Here is a 16,715-nt window from a genome sequence, read left to right as displayed (position 1 = left end):
CGGGCCCGAGTGCGTTCCGCATGTGACCTTCGCCGCTCCCCGAGGGGTCTGGGCAGCGCGGTTACCCGCAAGTAGCATGACGGTTGTCAGCCCGCACCGCGGCGGAGCCGTACCGGCATGCCCGCGCGCAGCGATCCGCACCTGGAGGAGAGCCAACGTGCCTCGTACCGCTAGGGACGTCGTTTTCGTCGACGGCGTCCGCACCCCGTTCGGCAAGGCGGGCCCGAAGGGCATCTACCACGAGACCCGCGCCGACGACATGGTCGTCAAGGTCATCCGGGAGCTGCTGCGCCGCAACCCGGACCTCGACCCGGCCCGGATCGACGAGGTCGCCATCGCCGCGACGACGCAGATCGGCGACCAGGGCCTGACCCTGGGCCGCACCGCCGGCATCCTCGCGGGCCTCCCGCAGTCCGTGCCCGGCTACTCCATCGACCGCATGTGCGCCGGCGCCATGACCGCCGTGACGACCGTCGCGGGCGGCGTCGCCCTCGGCGCGTACGACATCGCCCTGGCCGGCGGCGTCGAGCACATGGGCCGTCACCCCATGGGCGAGGGCGTCGACCCCAACCCGCGCTTCGTGTCGGAGAAGCTGGTCGACGAGTCCGCCCTGTTCATGGGCATGACCGCGGAGAACCTGCACGACCGCCTCCCGCACATCACCAAGCAGCGCGCCGACGAGTACGCGGTCCGCAGCCAGGAGAAGGCCGCCAAGGCCTACGCCGACGGCAGGATCCAGGCCGACCTGGTGCCGATCTCCGTGCGCCGCACCTCGCCCGAGGGCGGCGAGACCGGCTGGGGCCTGGCCACCGCCGACGAGCCGATGCGTCCGGGCACCACGCTGGAGAACCTGGCGGGCCTGAAGACCCCGTTCCGTCCGCACGGCCGGGTCACCGCGGGCAACGCGGCCGGCCTCAACGACGGCGCCACCGCCTCCCTGATCGCGGCCGAGGACGTCGCCCGCGAGCTGGGCCTGCCGGTCAAGATGCGCCTGGTCTCCTACGCCTTCGCGGGCGTCGAGCCCGAGGTCATGGGCATCGGCCCGGTCCCGGCGACCGAGAAGGCGCTGGCCAAGGCCGGCCTGTCGATCGACGACATCGGCCTGTTCGAGATCAACGAGGCCTTCGCGGTGCAGGTGCTCTCGCTCCTGGACCACTACGGCATCGCCGACGACGACCCGCGCGTCAACCAGTACGGCGGCGCGATCGCGTTCGGCCACCCGCTGGCCTCCTCCGGCGTCCGCCTGATGACGCAGCTGGCCCGCCAGTTCGAGGAGCAGCCGCACGTCCGCTACGGCATCACCACGATGTGCGTCGGCTTCGGCATGGGCGGAACGGTCATCTGGGAGAACCCGCACTTCGACGGAGGCAACAAGTGAGCACCACCGCTGAACTCCTCAAGGGCGCGGCCGAGCTGTTCCCCGACGAGGTCGTGACGCAGGCGCACGTGCGCCACCTCGACCTCCCCGGCGCCGGGCGCTTCGCGCTCATCACGCTGGACAACGGCCTGGACCACACCAAGCCGACCACCTTCGGCCCGCAGTCGCTGGCCAACCTCGCCCTCGCGATCGACCAGGTCGAGGCGGAGGCCAAGGACGGGAAGATCACGGGCGTCGGCATCACCGGCAAGCCGTTCATCTTCGCCGTCGGCGCCGACCTCAAGGGCGTCGAGCTGCTGAAGCGTCACGAGGACGCGCTGGCCATCGGCAAGGGCGGCCACGACGTCTTCAAGCGTCTGTCGTCGCTCGCGGTCCCGACGTTCGCCTACTACAACGGCGCGGCGATGGGCGGCGGCGTCGAGGTCGGCCTGCACTGCACCTACCGCACGGTGTCCAAGGCGATCCCGGCCTTCTCGCTCCCCGAGGTCTTCCTGGGCCTGGTCCCGGGCTGGGGCGGCTGCGCCCTGCTGCCGAACCTCATCGGCGCGGACCGCGCGGTCTCGGTCATCATCGAGAACTCGCTCAACCAGAACAAGCAGCTGCGCGGCAAGCAGGTCTTCGAGCTCGGCATCGCCGACGCGATCTTCGAGGGCGCCGACTTCCTCGAGCAGTCGCTGCTGTGGACGGCGTCCGTCCTCAAGGGCGAGACCGAGGTCGTCCGGGCCGAGATCGACCGCGGCGAGGCCTGGGACCAGGCCGTCGAGCGCGGCCGCCTCATCGCCGACTCCAAGGTGCACGGCGCGGCCCCGGCCGCCTACCGCGCGCTGGACATCATCGCCGCCGCCAAGAACGGCGACCTGCGCCAGGGCTTCGACTCCGAGGACCAGGCCCTCGCGGACCTGATCATGGGCGGCGAGCTGCGCGGCGGCATCTACGCCTTCAACCTGGTGCAGAAGCGCGGCAAGCGCCCGGCCGGCGCGCCGGACAAGTCGCTGGCCCGCCCGGTCTCCAAGGTCGGCGTCGTCGGCGCGGGCCTGATGGCCTCCCAGCTGGCGCTGCTGTTCGCCCGCCGCCTCGAGGTGCCGGTCGTGCTGACCGACATCGACCAGGAGCGTGTCGACAAGGGCGTGGGCTACGTCCACGGCGAGATCGACAAGCTGCTCGGCAAGGGCCGCATCAACCAGGACAAGGCCAACCGCCTCAAGGGCCTGGTGACCGGCGTCCTGGACAAGGCCGAGGCGTTCGGCGACGCGGACTTCGTCATCGAGGCCGTCTTCGAGGAGATGGGCGTCAAGCAGCAGGTGTTCGCCGAAGTCGAGGCGGTCGTCCCGGCGCACGCCATCCTCGCCACCAACACCTCCTCGCTGTCGGTCAGCGAGATGGCGTCGAAGCTGAAGCACCCCGAGCGGGTCGTCGGCTTCCACTTCTTCAACCCGGTCGCGATCCTGCCGCTGCTGGAGATCGTGCGCGGCGAGAAGACCGACGACGCCTCGCTGGCCACGGCCTTCGCCGTCGCCAAGAAGCTGAAGAAGACCGCGGTGCTGGTCAAGGACGCCCCGGCGTTCGTCGTCAACCGCATCCTGACCCGCTTCATGGGCGAGATCCAGAACGTCATCGACGAGGGCACCCCGGTGGCCACCGCCGAGAAGGCCGTCGAGCCGCTCGGTCTGCCGATGTCGCCGCTGGTGCTGCTGGAGCTGGTCGGCCCGGCCATCGGCCTGCATGTCTCCGAGACGCTGGCCGGCGCCTTCCCCGAGCGCTTCAAGGTCTCGCCGAACCTGGCCGCCGTGGTCAAGGCCGGCAAGCGGGGCTTCTACGTCTACGATTCCGGCAAGCCGGAGCTGGACCCGGAGGTCGCGGCGCTGCTGGTGCAGGGCGACAGCGTCCTGACGGAGGAGCAGGTCCGCGCCCGCGTCCTCGAGGCGGTCGCGCAGGAGATCGGCCTGATGCTGGACGAGGGCGTCGTCGCCGAGGCCCAGGACATCGACCTGTGCCTGATCACCGGCGCGGGCTGGCCCTTCCACCTGGGCGGCATCACGCCGTACCTGGACCGCGAGGGCATCTCCGAACGCGCCACCGGCCGCCGCTTCCTCCCGCAGGGCGTGGCGAGCGTGCCCGCGTAAACGCGGACAGCACAGGGGTCCGGGGCTTCGCCCCGGGCCCCGGACCGCGCTCCGCGCGGTGTCCTCAAACGCCGGACGGGCTGAATTGCGCCCGGGTTGTGGGCAGTCGTTCCGCTGGGGCGGAACGGGTGGGCACAACCCACCCACCGGCCGGCACCTAGCCGCGCCCCGCACCCCACCGTTTCGTGACCTCGGCCAGAGCCCGCACGGCCTTCGCCACCAGCTCGTCACTCATCCGCACCCGCCGATTGTGCTCGACATGCACAAACGGCACCCCCACCGCATCCGCATGGTCCCCCTGCACATTGGTGCGCCCCTCGAGGCGCCCGCAGTAGCGCTGCCAGACCTCGCAGACCCTCAGCTGCTGCTTGCGCAGCCCGGCCGCCAGCCGCCGGGCCGCCGGCAGACCGTCGTCGCCCTTGCCGGGCGAGACGACCACGTCGTGGTCGGGCAGGCTGCTGTCGGCGAAGCCGTGCACCTGCACGGCCGGCATCCGCCGGTCGGCGAGCGCGCTCGCCACGGCGTCGAAGACCGAGTCCGAGCGATGCGCGACGTCCGCGGGGCCCGACCCCGCGCCCTCCTCGCCCTCGCCGCCCACCGCGCCGGCCCCGGCGCCCCGGTGGGCGCCCGCCAGGATCAGCACGCCGCCCGGCGAGCTGCGCAGCAGCCCGATGCCGAGCTGCTCGGTGCGCAGGTCGGCGGCGGGGTGCGGCACCTGGACCTGCCAGCGGGCGGTGTCGCGCAGGTCGACGTAGACCCGGCCCCAGCCCCGGGTGGTCTCGCCGTCCTTCGTGGCGTCGGCGATCTCGGCGAACTCCCGGCCGCCGTCGCGGTCGACGAGGGTGCGCATCGTGTAGCCCGCCTTGGCCAGGGAGCGCTGGGAGGCGGCGTGGTCGCCGTCGAGGAGCAGGCGGACGCCGTCGGCGATGGCCCGGCGCTCGCCCGCGGCGGGGATCCGGTAGTTCCCGTTCTGCGCGATGCGGTCGGTGTAGGACGTGATCCAGCCACGGAGGTCGACGGAGCCCGCGGGGTCCGGTGCGGCGTGGTGCCGGGTGGCCTCCGTGCCCGTCCGGCCCTGGGCGGCGGGCTGGGCGCAGCCGGTCAGGCCGGGGAGCGCCGCCAGCGCCAGCGCGCCGAGCAGCGCGGTGACGACGGGGGCGGCGGTTACCGGCTTCAGCCTCATGGCGGTAAAAATACCCCGGTGAAGCGTTTCCCTCGCCGCCGTACCGTCCCCGCCCTGGCCGCCGTGGCCCTCCTCGGCGCCTCGACCGCGGGCTATCTCTACCTGAACGGTGACTCAGGGGGCGGCGAGGCGTCGTTCACTCTCGTGGCGGGCGGGGACGTCCTGATCCACCCGGAGATCACCGACCAGGCGAACAAGGACGCCAAGGAGGCGGGCCGCGCCGGCCCGGACTTCGGGGCGGTCATGGCCGGGATCAAGCCGGTGGTCGGCAAGGCGGACCTGGCGGTGTGCCACATGGAGACCGTCATGGCCGAGCCGAGGGGGCCCTTCCTGGGGTACCGGAAGTTCAGCGTGCCCCCGCAGATCGCCGGGACGCTCAAGGACATCGGCTACGACACCTGCTCGACGGCCTCCAACCACACCCTCGACCACGGCCCGGCGGCCGTGAAGCGCACTCTCGACGCGCTCGACGCGGCGGGGCTCAAGCACACGGGCTCGGCGCGCGACGCCAAGGAGGCGGCCACCCCGAACATCCTCGACGTGAAGGGGGTGAAGGTGGCGCAGCTGTCCTATTCGTATGGTTTCAACGACACGACCGTGCCGAAGGACAAGCCGTGGCTGGTCAACGAGATCGACCTCAAGCGGATGGCGGCGGACGAGAAGGCGGCGCGCGCGGCGGGCGCGGAGGTGGTCTTCGCGAGCCTGCACTGGGGCCGCGAGGGCCACAACGAGGCGAGCAAGGGACAGCTGCGCACGGCCCGGCGGATCGCCGAGAGCACCGGTATCGATCTGGTCATCGGCCACCACGCGCATGTGGTGCAGCCCTTCGAGAAGGTCTCGGACACCTGGGTCGCCTACGGTCTGGGAAATCAGGTGGCCCGGCACGCGGAACCCCTCGGAATCACCGAGGAGGGCGCGCTGGGCTGGTTCGAGTTCACCAAGAAGAAGGGCAAGTGGTCGGTTTCGGACGCCCGGTTCGTGCCGACGCTGGTGGAGCTGGAACCGAAGATCCGGCTGCTGGACGTGGGGGCGGCGCTGCGGCGCGGGGATCTCACCGAGGCGCAGCGGGCGCGGTACCGGACGGCGTTGGAGCGCACGCGCGGAATCGTCCTGAATCGCGGTGCCGACAAGGACGGATTGCGGCCGCTGACCGTCACGGAATAGTCACGACAAAAGACCGAATTTGACCGTGGCCGCACAAACCCTTTTGTCAAGTGTTTAGGGTTTGCCTACAATCCGAACGTTTGACGCAACAAAGACGCAGTGCGGCCGACAGTTCAGGAACCCCGTGGTCCCGGCATGCCCCGCGTGCCGCGACCGAGAGGAAGTCCGTTGTCCGCTTCGCGCGGCACCCGCCGGCGCAAGGTCCGCCGCCGCGCCGACATGCCCCTGCTGGGCGGCGCCCGGCCCCCGATAGCCGCGCTGCTGGCGCTGCTGCTGGCCGTCGCGGGCACCACGGCGCTGGTGCTCGGCGACCGCGACCGCTCCGCGATCGACACGGCCGTCCTCACCTCCCAGCAGCACGTGGCCGAGGACGGCGCCCTGTCCCTGCGGGCCTCCCTCGACGAGAGCATCACCGACATCCAGCGCGCGGCCGCCGTCTACGCCGGCTCCGACCCCGACGCGGTCCTGGACAAGCTCGGCAAGGTCTACAACAAGTGGCGCGGCACCGCCGTCGTCGACCCGGCCGGCGGCACCCTGCTCGCGGCGCGCGGCGAGAACATCCCGCTGGCCACCGTCCTGAAGGGCACGAGCGGCAAGGGCGGCGACGGCAAGGACGGAAAGAGCGACGACGTCCTCGGCCCGCGCCTGGTGAAACTGCCCTCCGGCGACACCCGCATGCTGGTGGTGGCCGCCCTGCCCGGCGGCGACGCCACCCGGCTGCTGGTCGCCTCCGGCTCCCTGAACGTCCCCGGCATCTCCTCCGGCGAGGACCGCTCCCTGCTGGTCGTCGACTCCGCCGGCACCGTCCTGGCCAGCGACGGCCCGTCCGTGGCCCGCAAGGCCTGGGCGAAGACCGCGCGCAGAACGGCCGCCGCCGACTCCTCGAAGACACCGGAGGCCGGCGGCCATCCCGGCGCCAGCGGCCACCTCATGGGCGACAAGCGCGGGGACGTCCGTACCGCCGTCGGCTACGCGGCCGCCGGACGGGCACCCGGCGAGACCAGCGCGGCCGGCACCCTCGGCCTGTCGGTGATCACCTCGGTGGAGGTCACCGAGGACCCGGCCGTCGTCCGCACCCAGGCCTTCGGCCTCGTCGCCGCGGGCGTCCTGCTGCTCCTCGCCCTCGTGGTCGGCTGGGTACTGCTGCGCACCGTCCAGCGGCCGCTGCTCCAGCTGTACCTGGAGAGCCGCCGACTCGCGCGCGGCGAACTCGACCGTCCGGTGGCCCGCTTCAAGGGCCGCGAGGCGGCCCGTACCGGCGCCGCCCTGGAGAGCCTGCGCCGCCAGCTGCTGGGCGGCCGCCCCACCCGTACCGGACGGGCCCGCGGCGGCATCGGCGCCACCGCCATGGTCGCCGTGTGCGCCGTCGTCCTGCTGGCCTGGGCCGGACCGCTGCTGCTGCTCGTCAACCGGGCCGGCAGCACCGTGACCGTGCCCCAACAGCTCGTCGACGACCAGCGCCGGCGCACCGACACCGCCTCCGACCGCGTCCGCAAGGCACTCAACGAAGGCTGGGCCGACGTGGCCTCGGCAGCGCAGACGATCTCCGGCGGCGAGAAGAAGCAGAACTCCCCCGACAAGGTCGGCAAGGACGACAAGGCCGTCAAGACCGTCCTCGACACGACGCTGCGCGAGCACAGCCGCTACCGCGCGGTCTATGTGATCGACGGCGAGGGCAAGGTCCTCTCCCGCGCCGGCGACTCGCCCCGCCACCCGGCCGGCAAGCCGCCCCGCCCCGACTCCGTCGCCCAGCTCAACACCTCCGGCAAGGAACCGGCCGTCGCCGCCTACGCGGCCGTGCCCGGTGCCAAGGGCCGGGCGGTCGTCGGCGAGTACGACCCGCAGTTCCTGATCTCGCTGGTGACCCGGCCGGGCCTCGGCCAGGTCTGGCTGATCGACAAGGGCCACCGCATCGTCGCCGCCGACCGCGGCCACGGCTTCCGGGCCTTCAGCAAGCTGCCCGGCGGACACCTGCGGGACCTCGCGGTCACCGCCCGCGAGCACACGAGGAAGACCTCCGGCACCGCCATCCTGCACCGCTCCGACGGCTCCTCCGACATCGCGGCCGCCGCCCCCTTCACCGGCGGCGGCGCGGTCAAGGACCTCGGCTGGCAGGTCGTCAGCTCCCAGCCGACGTCCTGGCTGGAGCTGCCCGAGTACAGCGCCCAGCGACGCACCATGCTCGCCGGCCTGCTCGGCCTGACCGCCGCCGTGGCCTGCCTGGGCTGGCTGTACATCATCGTCATCCGCCCGCTGCACGCCCTGGCCGACCGGGCCGAGGCGCTGGCCGGCGGCGACCGCAGGACCGTGCTCTTCCCGCAGCACCACGACGAGGTCGGCGCCGTCGTCCGCAACCTCGAGCTGATCCGGCAGCAGCTGCGGACGACCACCGAGCGGCCGCCGGCCGGAAGGAACTGACCGCCGTGCTCTTCCTCTACACGGTCCTCGTGATCTGCTGCGCCGTCGTGCTGGTGGCCGGCGTGATCGAGCAGCGCCGCCACTTCACCAACCTCGACATGATCCCCACCCGGGTGCTCATCAACGGCATCCGCGGCAAGAGCTCCATCACCCGGCTGTGCGCGGGCGCCCTGCGCGGCGGCGGACTGGTCACGGTCGCCAAGACCACCGGCACCGCCGCCCGCTTCATCCACCCGGACGCCACCGAGGAGCCCGTCTACCGCAAGTTCGGCATCGCCAACGTCGTCGAGCAGATCGGCATCGTGCGGCGCGCCGCCGCCTACCGCCCGCACGCGCTGGTGATCGAGTGCATGGCCGTCATGCCGGCCCTGCAGGAGGTCAACCAGACCAAGCTGATCCGCTCCACCATCGGCGTGCTGTGCAACGTCCGCGAGGACCACCTGGCGGAGATGGGCCCGACCCTGGACGACGTGGCCCGCTCCCTGAGCCGGTCCATGCCGCACGGCGGCATCTGCGTGACGGCCGAGCGCGACCGGCTGCACATCCTGCGCGAGGAGGCCGCCAAGCGCGACTGCCGCCTGATCGCGGTGGACCCGGAGACGGTCACCGACGCGGAGCTGCGCGGCTTCAGCTGGTTCACGTTCAAGGAGAACGTCGCCATCGCGCTGGCCGTCGCCGACCTGCTCGGCGTCGACCGCGCCACCGCCCTGCAGGGCATGTACGACGCGCCGCCGGACCCCGGTGTGCTGTCCGTGGAGCGCTACCTCACCCCCGAGGGCATGCCGTTCCGCTTCGCCAACATCTTCGCGGCCAACGACCCCGAGTCGACGCTGATGAACGTCGAGCAGCTGCTCAGCCTCGGCGCGATCGAGCGCCCGCTGCACGTGCTGATCAACTGCCGGCCCGACCGCGTCGAGCGCAACGGCCAGATGGGCGAGATCATCCCCCGGCTGGCGCCGGACTCGGTCTTCCTCATCGGCCACCCCACCAAGAGCGCCCACGACGCGATCCCCGCCGAGTGGCGCGACCGGGTCGTCGACCTCGGCGGCGACCGCCGCGACGCCGCCGAACTGGAGCGCGAGATCCTGGGCCGGCTCGGCCCCGGCGCCTCACTGGTGGCCATCGGCAACATCCACGGCCAGGGCGAGCTGCTGCTGGAGCGGCTGGCCGAGCTGCCGGCAGACGAGAACCCGCAGACGCACAGCACAGGAGAGTTCCGTTGATCCCCGCCGTCCTCACTCCGGAGATCGCCGCCATCGGGATCGCCCTGGGCCTGCTGTTCTCGCTGGTCTGCTATCTGACGACCAACCTCTCCCCCGGCGGCATGATCACCCCCGGCTGGCTGGCCCTCACCCTGGTCGAGGACCTGCAGCGCGCCGCCATGGTCGTCGGCATCACCGTCCTGACCTACCTGGGCACCCTGCTGCTGCAGCGCCATGTGATCCTCTACGGCAAGCGGCTGTTCGCGGCGGTCGTCCTGACCGGCGTGGTGCTGCAGGCCACCCTGTATGTGATCCTCCAGCAGCAGTTCCCGCTGATGTACGCCAACCAGACGCTCGGCTTCATCGTCCCCGGCCTGATCGCCTACCAGCTGGTGCGCCAGCCGCGGGGCGCGACGCTGCTGGCCACCGGCACCGTCTCGCTCGCCAACTACGTCGTCCTGACCGCCGGGATCCTGCTGGGCTTCATGCCCACCGCCTGACCCGTCCCCCAGACCTCCCCGCCCAAAGACCTACGGAGCGCAGACCGATGTCCCGGAAGAAGGCAAAAGGCCGCGGTACCCAGCGCGCGATACAGACGCTCGTCGTGCTCGGACTGCTGGGCACCAGCGCCTACCTGACCGTGGAGCTGCGCGACCAACAGCAGGAGGCGGCGCCGCCCGTCCAGTCCGTCGGCGGCTCCGGGACCACGGCCGCCGGCAAGGCCCTGCCGTCGGGCGAGAAGCGCTTCGAACGGCTGGCCAACCCGGCCCGTACGGTCGTCCGCTCCGGCGACGGCGCGGTCCTGGCCACCTTCACCGACAACGCCCGCACCGCGGTGCTCACCGGCCCCAGCCGCACCTTCACTGAGCCCGCCACCACCTCCGCCAAGGTGACCACCGACAGCTGGGTGCGCCTGCTGCCGGTGGTCTGGAAGGAGGGCGCGGAGAAGTCGGCCTGGTTCAAGGACTGGTTCGGCAAGAACCTGGGCAGCAAGGACCCGGACGTCTTCGCCTTCTCCATGGAGTACCTCGAGGGCGCCCCGCAGAAGAAGGACGCCCAGGGCATCCCCTACGCGGGCGACGCCCAGTTCGGCCCCCTGAACCCCAAGGGCACCGAGGCCGGCGACATGCGCCTGGAGCAGTCGGACTTCTACGACTACCTGGGCATCCCCTACACCTTCCGCGACGGCACGGTGGAGCGCCCCGAGCCCCAGCGGTTCCGCGCGATGGACTGCTCGGGCTTCGTCCGCACCGTCTTCGGCTACCGGGCGCGCTACCCGCTGATGGGCAAGGACATCAAGGGCGACGGCCTGCCCCGCACCGCCAACGGCATGGCCCGCCTGGCCCCCGGCGTCCCGGTCCTGGAACTGACGGGCAAGCGCCCCGAGGCCATCGACAAGCTGCAGCCGGGCGACCTGGTCTTCTTCGAGATCGACAAGCGCACCGGCGACCGCCTCGACCACGTGGGCATCTACATGGGCCTCGACACCGACGGCAAGCCCCGCTTCATCTCCAGCCGCGAGGAGGCCAACGGCCCCACCTTCGGCGACAAGGGCGGCACGGCCCGCTTGGACGGCAACGGCTTTTATGCGGTGGGCTTGCGCAGTGCGAAGCGACTGTAGTCGCGTTCAGCGCGGACGGGCTGATTCCAGCCCGTCCGGCGTTTGAGGACGAAAAGGGGGTCCGGGGGCTTGCCCCCGGTTACGGGAAGGGGCGGCGGGTTGGGGAAATCTCCCGTTCTACACCCGCACCCAAGGCCCCAGCGCCAGCCCCGGCTCGTCCACCCGCTGCCGCGCAACCCGCAAGGCACCGTCCGCCCCAATGGCGGCAACGACCACCCGCCCCTGGGCGTCCAGCGCCAGCGCCGGCACCCCCACACACTCCTCCCCGGTCTCCGACCACGTCGCATCCACCGGCTCGTCCTCCTGCCCCGCATACGCGGCCACGGCCGGCAGCCCCGACCCGGCCCGCTGGGCGAGCACGGTGCAGTCGGTCCCGTCCAGGCTCGTGCGGAGCACGGCGACCGGGCCGGTGCCGTCGCCGCCGAGGGAGGGGATGGCCACCGGGGCGGGGGCCTCGGCGCCCTCCTGGTCGCCGGCGCCGGCGGGCGCGGCCGGCCGCTGGACGTGCAGGACGCCGTCGGCCGAGTCCCGCCAGAAGTGGGCGACGCGCCCGTCGGCGGCCGGCGCCGAGGCGCCGGAGCCGGCCAGCGGCTTGGCGGGGGTGTTCAGCACGCGCCGCAGCGGGCCGCCGGGCTCCTCCTGGCGCCAGCGCAGGACGAACTCGCTCGCGGGGGCGAGCAGTTCGACGCGCCCGTCGGCGCTCGCGGCCGCTGACATGGTGTCGAGGACGTGACTGCCCTTCATGTCCGCCCACGGCCCCCAGATGCCACGCGCGTCCTGCCTGCGCCCGCAGACGCCGCCACCGGCGTTGCGGACGAAGATGTGCAGGCCGACGCGGTCCACGACCGCCGTGGGGGCGCCGATCTGGTCGGCGCGCTGCCAGTCCTGGCCGTAGGGGGTGCCGATCGAGCGCCAGGTCGTCAGCGCCCGGCCGGGCTGGAACTGCGTCGTGTAGACCACGTCGGTCTCGGCCCGGCCGTCGTCGTGCGCGCGGCGCCGCAGGCCGGCCAGGCTGACGTAGCCCTCGGCGCTCTGCGTTATGGACAGGTGCGGCTCCAGGCCCGGCACCTCGAAGCGCTCGGGGCCGGTCCACTGGGGGCCGCCCGGCCGGGTCTCGGTCCAGCGGACGAGGCCGCCGGAGGCGGGCGCGTAGGCCGTCAGCCGTCCGTCCTTGCCCCGCAGCAACCAGCCGGTGGTGGGGGTGGACGTCCGCACTGCCATGACTCGCTGCCAGCCTCTCTTGGAGCTTTTTGTCGACCCTCGACAATAACATTGCGCCCCCTGCGGCCTTTCGGCCCGTACGGGCCGGACCTGGGCCGCATACGAACCGCACGCGGACCGCACACGGGCCCTGCCGCGCCCCGCGCCTAGGCTGTCGCCATGACAGCTGCTCTTCTGGTCGTGGACGGGGCGAACGTCGTCGGCTCGGTGCCCGACGGCTGGTGGCGCGACCGACTGGGCGCGGCCGAGCGGCTGCGGGACGCCCTCGTGGCGTACGCGGCGGCGGGCCTGCCCGCGGGGACGGTCGTCCCTCCTTTGCCGGGCCCGCTGGAGGTCGTGCTGGTGGTGGAGGGCGCGGCGCGCGCGGCCGCGTCGGTGCCGGGGGTGCGTGTGGAGGCCGCCGTGGGCAGCGGGGACGACCGGATCGTGGACGTGGTGGCCGGGCGGGCCCCGGGGCGGCGCTGCGTGGTCGTCACCGCGGACCGGGAGCTGCGGCGGCGGGTCGGGGCGCTGGGCGCCGAGGTGGCCGGACCGCGTTCGGTCCGGCCACAGGACGTGTCGTGCGGCCGTCCGCGCCCCGGCCGGGGTGCGGACGGCCTTTCCTGACGTACGTTCAGGTGCCGTTCTCTCAGATGGTGGGCGGTTGCAGCCGGTCGGCCTCGCTCACCCGGCTCTTGCGGCGGCCGTAGACGAAGTACACGACGACGCCCAGGGCCATCCACACGGCGAATCGCACCCAGGTCTCGGTCGGCAGATTCAGCATCAGCCACAGCGAGGCGAGGATGGACAGGGCGGGGACGACGGGCACGAACGGGGTGCGGAAGGCGCGGGGCAGGTCGGGGCGGGTGCGGCGCAGGATGACGACGCCGAGCGCCACGACGACGAACGCGAAGAGCGTGCCGATGTTGACCAGTTCGGCCAGCACGTCGATCGAGGTGAAGCCCGCGACGATGGCGACGGCGACGCCCAGCAGGATCGTCGAGCGGTAGGGCGTGCCGAAGCGTGGGTGGACGATGGAGAAGAAGCGCGGCAGCAGTCCGTCGCGGCTCATGGCGAAGAAGACGCGGCTCTGCCCGAGCAGCAGGATCATGCAGACGGAGGTGAGGCCGACGGCCGCGCCGAAGCTGATGAGCCCGGCCCAGAAGGGGTGGCCGAGGTCCTTGAAGGCGTCGGCGAGCGGCGCCTTCGTGGAGAGCCGGTCGTACTTCTGCATGCCGGTGACGACGACGGACACCGCGACGTAGAGCACGGTGCAGATGGCCAGCGACCCGAGGATGCCGCGGGGCAGGTCGCGCTGGGGGTTGCGGGTCTCCTCGGCCGCGGTGGCGACGATGTCAAAGCCGATGAAGGCGAAGAAGACGACGGCGGCCGCGGCGAAGATGCCCATGACGCCGAAGTTGGACGGCGTGAAGCCGAAGATCACCTGTACCAGGGGGGCGGCGAGCCCGCTGCCGCCCTCGGTGCCCTTGGCCGGCGGGACGAAGGGCTCGTAGTTGGCGCCGGTGATGAAGAAGGCGCCGACGAAGATGACGATGAGGACGACGGTGACCTTCACGGCGACGACGACCGCCGTCACGCGCGAGGACAGCTTCATGCCGGCGACGAGGATGCCGGTGAGCACCAGGACCAGGATCGCGGCGAGGATGTCGAAGCCGAAGCCGTCCCCTTGCACCCCGGACAAGGCCTTCGGCAGGTGCCAGCCGGCGTTGTCCATCAGCGACTGGATGTAGCCGGACCAGCCGACGGCCACCACGGCGCAGCCCAGCGCCAGCTCCAGGACGAGGTCCCAGCCGATGATCCAGGCGGGCAGTTCGCCCAGCGAGGCGTACGAGAAGGTGTAGGCGGAGCCGGCCACCGGGACGGTGGAGGCGAACTCCGCGTAGCACAGGGCCGCGAGGCCGCAGGCGATGCCGGCCAGGACGAAGGCGAGCGCCACCGAGGGTCCGGCGTTCTCCTTGGCGACCTTTCCGGTGAGGACGAAGATGCCGGTGCCGATGACCACGCCGACGCCGAACACCGTGAGGTCCAGGGCGGAGAGGTCCTTTCTGAGCGCGTGCTCCGGCTCCTCGGTGTCCTGGATGGACTGTTCCACGCTCTTGGTCCGGAACATACCGCCCCTGCCGCGGCCGTTCCGGTCGGGTTGCGCTGTGCTCATCGGCTCACCTCCACCTGCTCGGCGTCACTCGTCCACACCTGAACTGAGCGAGTGTCCGCGATGATCGGGGCCTTGCGCGGGCGGCCACAGCCACCCCGTCCAGGATTCACCCGATGGAGGTCCGGCGCATCCATGCCGAAGGGCCGACCGGACCACGCGCGTGACGGCGGTGGTCCGGCCGGCCCTTCGGGGACGGCGGTGTGAAGGGGTGTCAGTCCCGGACGGCCTCGGCGGTCTCGGCGGCCTCGGTCAGGTCCTGGGAGGTCTCCTCGGAGACCTCCTCCGGGGCGTCCTCGAGGCGTCCGTCCAGCTTGGCGACGAGGCCGGTGACCTGGCGGGCGATGTCGGGGGCGGTCAGCCCGATCTCGGCCATGACCTCCTTGCGGGAGGCGTGGTCGAGGAAGCGCGGCGGGATGCCGAAGTCGCGCAGCGGCAGGTCGACGCCGGCGTCGCGCAGCGCCTGGGCGACGGCCGAGCCGACGCCGCCGACGCGGCCATTGTCCTCGACGGTGACGACCACGCGGTGCCGCTCGGCCAGGCCCGGCAGCGCCTCGTCGACTGGCTTGACCCAGCGCGGGTCGACGACGGTGGCGGAGATGCCCTGCTTGTCGAGCAGGTCGGCGGCCTCCAGGCACATGGGGGCCAGCGCGCCGACGGAGACGATCAGGACGTCCGGCTTCACGGTGCCCTCGGCGGGCTCGCGGAGCACGTCCATGCCGCCCACCCGGCCGACGGCCTCGACGGCCGGGCCGACGGTGCCCTTGGAGTAGCGCACGACGGTGGGGGCGTCCTTGACCTGGACGGCCTCGCGCAGCTGGGCGCGGACCTGGTCGGCGTCGCGCGGGGCGGCGATCCGCAGGCCGGGGACGACCTGCAGGATCGACATGTCCCACATGCCGTTGTGGGAGGCGCCGTCGTCACCGGTGACGCCGGCCCGGTCCAGCACGAAGGTGACGCCGCACTTGTGCAGGGCCACGTCCATCAGGACCTGGTCGAAGGCGCGGTTGAGGAAGGTGGCGTAGACGGCGAAGACCGGGTGCAGGCCGCCGGTGGCCAGGCCGGCCGCGGAGGTGGCGGCGTGCTGCTCGGCGATGCCGACGTCGTAGACGCGCTCGGGGAAGGCCTTGGCGAACTTGCCCAGGCCCACCGGCTGCATCATCGCGGCGGTGATGGCCACGATGTCCTCGCGCTCCTGCCCGAGCTTGACCATCTCGTCGGCGAAGACGGAGGTCCAGCTGGCGCCGCCGGAGGCGACGGGCAGGCCGGTGTCGGGGTGGATGGCACCGATGCCGTGGAAGCGGTCGGCCTCGTTCTGCTCGGCGTGCTTGTAGCCGCGGCCCTTCTGGGTGAGGCAGTGCACGAGGACGGGGCCGCCGAAGCGCTTGGCGCGCTGCAGCGCGGACTCCAGGGCCTCGATGTCGTGGCCGTCGATGGGGCCGACGTACTTCAGGCCCAGGTCCTCGAACATGCCCTGCGGGGCGATGAAGTCCTTCAGGCCCTTCTTCGCGCCGTGCAGCGTCTCGTACAGCGGCTTGCCGACGACCGGGGTGCGCTCGAGGAGGTCCTTGCCGCGGGCCAGGAAGCGCTCGTAGCCGTCGGTGGTGCGCAGGGTCGCCAGGTGGTTGGCCAGGCCGCCGATGGTGGGCTCGTAGGAGCGCTCGTTGTCGTTGACGACGATCACGAGCGGGCGGTCCTTGGCGACGGCGATGTTGTTCAGCGCCTCCCAGGCCATGCCGCCGGTGAGCGCGCCGTCACCGATCACGGCGACGACGTGGTCCTCCCTGCCGAGGATCTGGTTGGCCTTGGCCAGGCCGTCGGCCCAGCCCAGGACGGTGGAGGCGTGGCTGTTCTCGATCACGTCGTGCTCGGACTCGGCCCGCGAGGGGTAGCCGGACAGGCCGTCCTTGGCGCGCAGCCTGGAGAAGTCCTGGCGGCCGGTGAGCAGCTTGTGGACGTAGGCCTGGTGGCCGGTGTCGAAGAGGACCTTGTCCTTGGGCGAGTCGAAGACGCGGTGCAGCGCGATGGTCAGCTCGACCACGCCGAGGTTGGGCCCGAGGTGGCCGCCGGTCTTGGAGACGGCGTCGACGAGGAAGGTGCGGATCTCCGCGGCGAGCCGGTCGAGCTGCTCCGGGCTGAGCCGGTCCAGATCGCGCGGTCCCCTGATGCGGGTCAGCAGGGCCACCCGTGCCTCCTTCAAGCTGTCGTCGCCGTTGTCGAGCTCCAGAGGACGTCGCGGTCTTCTGGATCCGT

General features: G+C 72.1%; 12 protein-coding genes. 8 read left to right on the top strand and 4 right to left on the bottom strand.

The window, feature by feature from the left end:
* Positions 1-157: 157 nt before the first annotated feature.
* Both ACIG36_RS09390 and ACIG36_RS09385 read left to right on the top strand, forming a co-directional pair.
* Positions 158-1,378, top strand: coding sequence for a thiolase family protein (locus ACIG36_RS09390; RefSeq protein WP_399924587.1), 1,221 nt, complete (start codon positions 158-160; stop codon positions 1,376-1,378).
* Positions 1,375-3,501, top strand: a complete 2,127-nt coding sequence (locus ACIG36_RS09385) for a 3-hydroxyacyl-CoA dehydrogenase NAD-binding domain-containing protein (RefSeq protein WP_399924584.1) — start codon at positions 1,375-1,377, stop codon at positions 3,499-3,501. Before ACIG36_RS09390 ends, ACIG36_RS09385 begins: the two co-directional genes overlap by 4 nt.
* A gap of 157 nt (positions 3,502-3,658) precedes the next feature.
* Here ACIG36_RS09385 and ACIG36_RS09380 read toward each other — a convergent pair whose 3' ends face one another.
* Positions 3,659-4,684, bottom strand: a complete 1,026-nt coding sequence (locus ACIG36_RS09380; RefSeq protein ID WP_399924581.1) for a hypothetical protein — start codon at positions 4,682-4,684, stop codon at positions 3,659-3,661.
* An 18-nt stretch (positions 4,685-4,702) separates the two neighbouring features.
* On the opposite strand from ACIG36_RS09380, the gene ACIG36_RS09375 reads away from it, so the two are divergent.
* The 5 genes from ACIG36_RS09375 to ACIG36_RS09355 all read left to right on the top strand — a co-directional run bounded on the left by ACIG36_RS09375 (position 4,703) and on the right by ACIG36_RS09355 (position 11,089).
* On the top strand, positions 4,703-5,848 hold the full coding sequence (locus tag ACIG36_RS09375) for a CapA family protein (RefSeq protein WP_399924578.1): 1,146 nt from the start codon (positions 4,703-4,705) through the stop codon (positions 5,846-5,848).
* A 168-nt stretch (positions 5,849-6,016) separates the two neighbouring features.
* The gene (locus ACIG36_RS09370; protein WP_399924575.1) at positions 6,017-8,266 is read left to right on the top strand and encodes a HAMP domain-containing protein; all 2,250 of its coding nucleotides are present in this window, start codon (positions 6,017-6,019) and stop codon (positions 8,264-8,266) included.
* A 5-nt stretch (positions 8,267-8,271) separates the two neighbouring features.
* The gene (pgsB, locus tag ACIG36_RS09365) at positions 8,272-9,489 is read left to right on the top strand and encodes a poly-gamma-glutamate synthase PgsB (RefSeq protein WP_399924572.1); all 1,218 of its coding nucleotides are present in this window, start codon (positions 8,272-8,274) and stop codon (positions 9,487-9,489) included.
* The gene (locus ACIG36_RS09360; protein WP_399924569.1) at positions 9,486-9,968 is read left to right on the top strand and encodes a poly-gamma-glutamate biosynthesis protein PgsC/CapC; all 483 of its coding nucleotides are present in this window, start codon (positions 9,486-9,488) and stop codon (positions 9,966-9,968) included. The genes pgsB and ACIG36_RS09360 overlap by 4 nt, the downstream gene beginning before the upstream one ends.
* A gap of 47 nt (positions 9,969-10,015) precedes the next feature.
* Positions 10,016-11,089, top strand: coding sequence for a C40 family peptidase (locus ACIG36_RS09355; protein WP_399924566.1), 1,074 nt, complete (start codon positions 10,016-10,018; stop codon positions 11,087-11,089).
* Between the two features lie 117 nt (positions 11,090-11,206).
* Here the strand turns inward: ACIG36_RS09355 and ACIG36_RS09350 are convergent, their stop codons facing one another.
* Positions 11,207-12,310: a hypothetical protein gene (locus tag ACIG36_RS09350; protein ID WP_399924563.1), complete on the bottom strand. Its 1,104-nt coding sequence runs from the start codon at positions 12,308-12,310 to the stop codon at positions 11,207-11,209.
* A 159-nt stretch (positions 12,311-12,469) separates the two neighbouring features.
* On the opposite strand from ACIG36_RS09350, the gene ACIG36_RS09345 reads away from it, so the two are divergent.
* A complete protein-coding gene (locus tag ACIG36_RS09345) occupies positions 12,470-12,916 on the top strand; it encodes an NTP pyrophosphohydrolase (RefSeq protein WP_399924560.1) in 447 nt (148 codons plus the stop codon).
* Positions 12,917-12,938: 22 nt separating this feature from the next.
* Here ACIG36_RS09345 and ACIG36_RS09340 read toward each other — a convergent pair whose 3' ends face one another.
* Both ACIG36_RS09340 and dxs read right to left on the bottom strand, forming a co-directional pair.
* Positions 12,939-14,465, bottom strand: coding sequence for an amino acid permease (locus ACIG36_RS09340; RefSeq protein ID WP_399924557.1), 1,527 nt, complete (start codon positions 14,463-14,465; stop codon positions 12,939-12,941).
* 211 nt (positions 14,466-14,676) lie between these two features.
* On the bottom strand, positions 14,677-16,647 hold the full coding sequence (gene dxs, locus ACIG36_RS09335) for a 1-deoxy-D-xylulose-5-phosphate synthase (RefSeq protein ID WP_399924554.1): 1,971 nt from the start codon (positions 16,645-16,647) through the stop codon (positions 14,677-14,679).
* Positions 16,648-16,715 lie beyond the last annotated feature (68 nt).

Origin of the sequence: Streptomyces sp. NPDC053048 (assembly GCF_044547045.1) — a bacterium.
Taxonomy (GTDB): domain Bacteria; phylum Actinomycetota; class Actinomycetes; order Streptomycetales; family Streptomycetaceae; genus Streptomyces.
The sequence above is the reverse complement of the archived record's forward strand: the minus strand, read 5'-3'. Positions and strand labels throughout refer to the sequence as shown.

What these genes read in the sequence shown, in the direction of transcription:
- ACIG36_RS09350 (WP_399924563.1), bottom strand. Translation starts at nt 12,310, where the DNA reads ATGGCAGTGCGGACGTCCACCCCCACCACCGGCTGGTTGCTGCGGGGC.
- ACIG36_RS09355 (WP_399924566.1), top strand. Translation starts at nt 10,016, where the DNA reads ATGTCCCGGAAGAAGGCAAAAGGCCGCGGTACCCAGCGCGCGATACAG.
- ACIG36_RS09380 (WP_399924581.1), bottom strand. Translation starts at nt 4,684, where the DNA reads ATGAGGCTGAAGCCGGTAACCGCCGCCCCCGTCGTCACCGCGCTGCTC.
- ACIG36_RS09345 (WP_399924560.1), top strand. Translation starts at nt 12,470, where the DNA reads ATGACAGCTGCTCTTCTGGTCGTGGACGGGGCGAACGTCGTCGGCTCG.
- ACIG36_RS09340 (WP_399924557.1), bottom strand. Translation starts at nt 14,465, where the DNA reads ATGAGCACAGCGCAACCCGACCGGAACGGCCGCGGCAGGGGCGGTATG.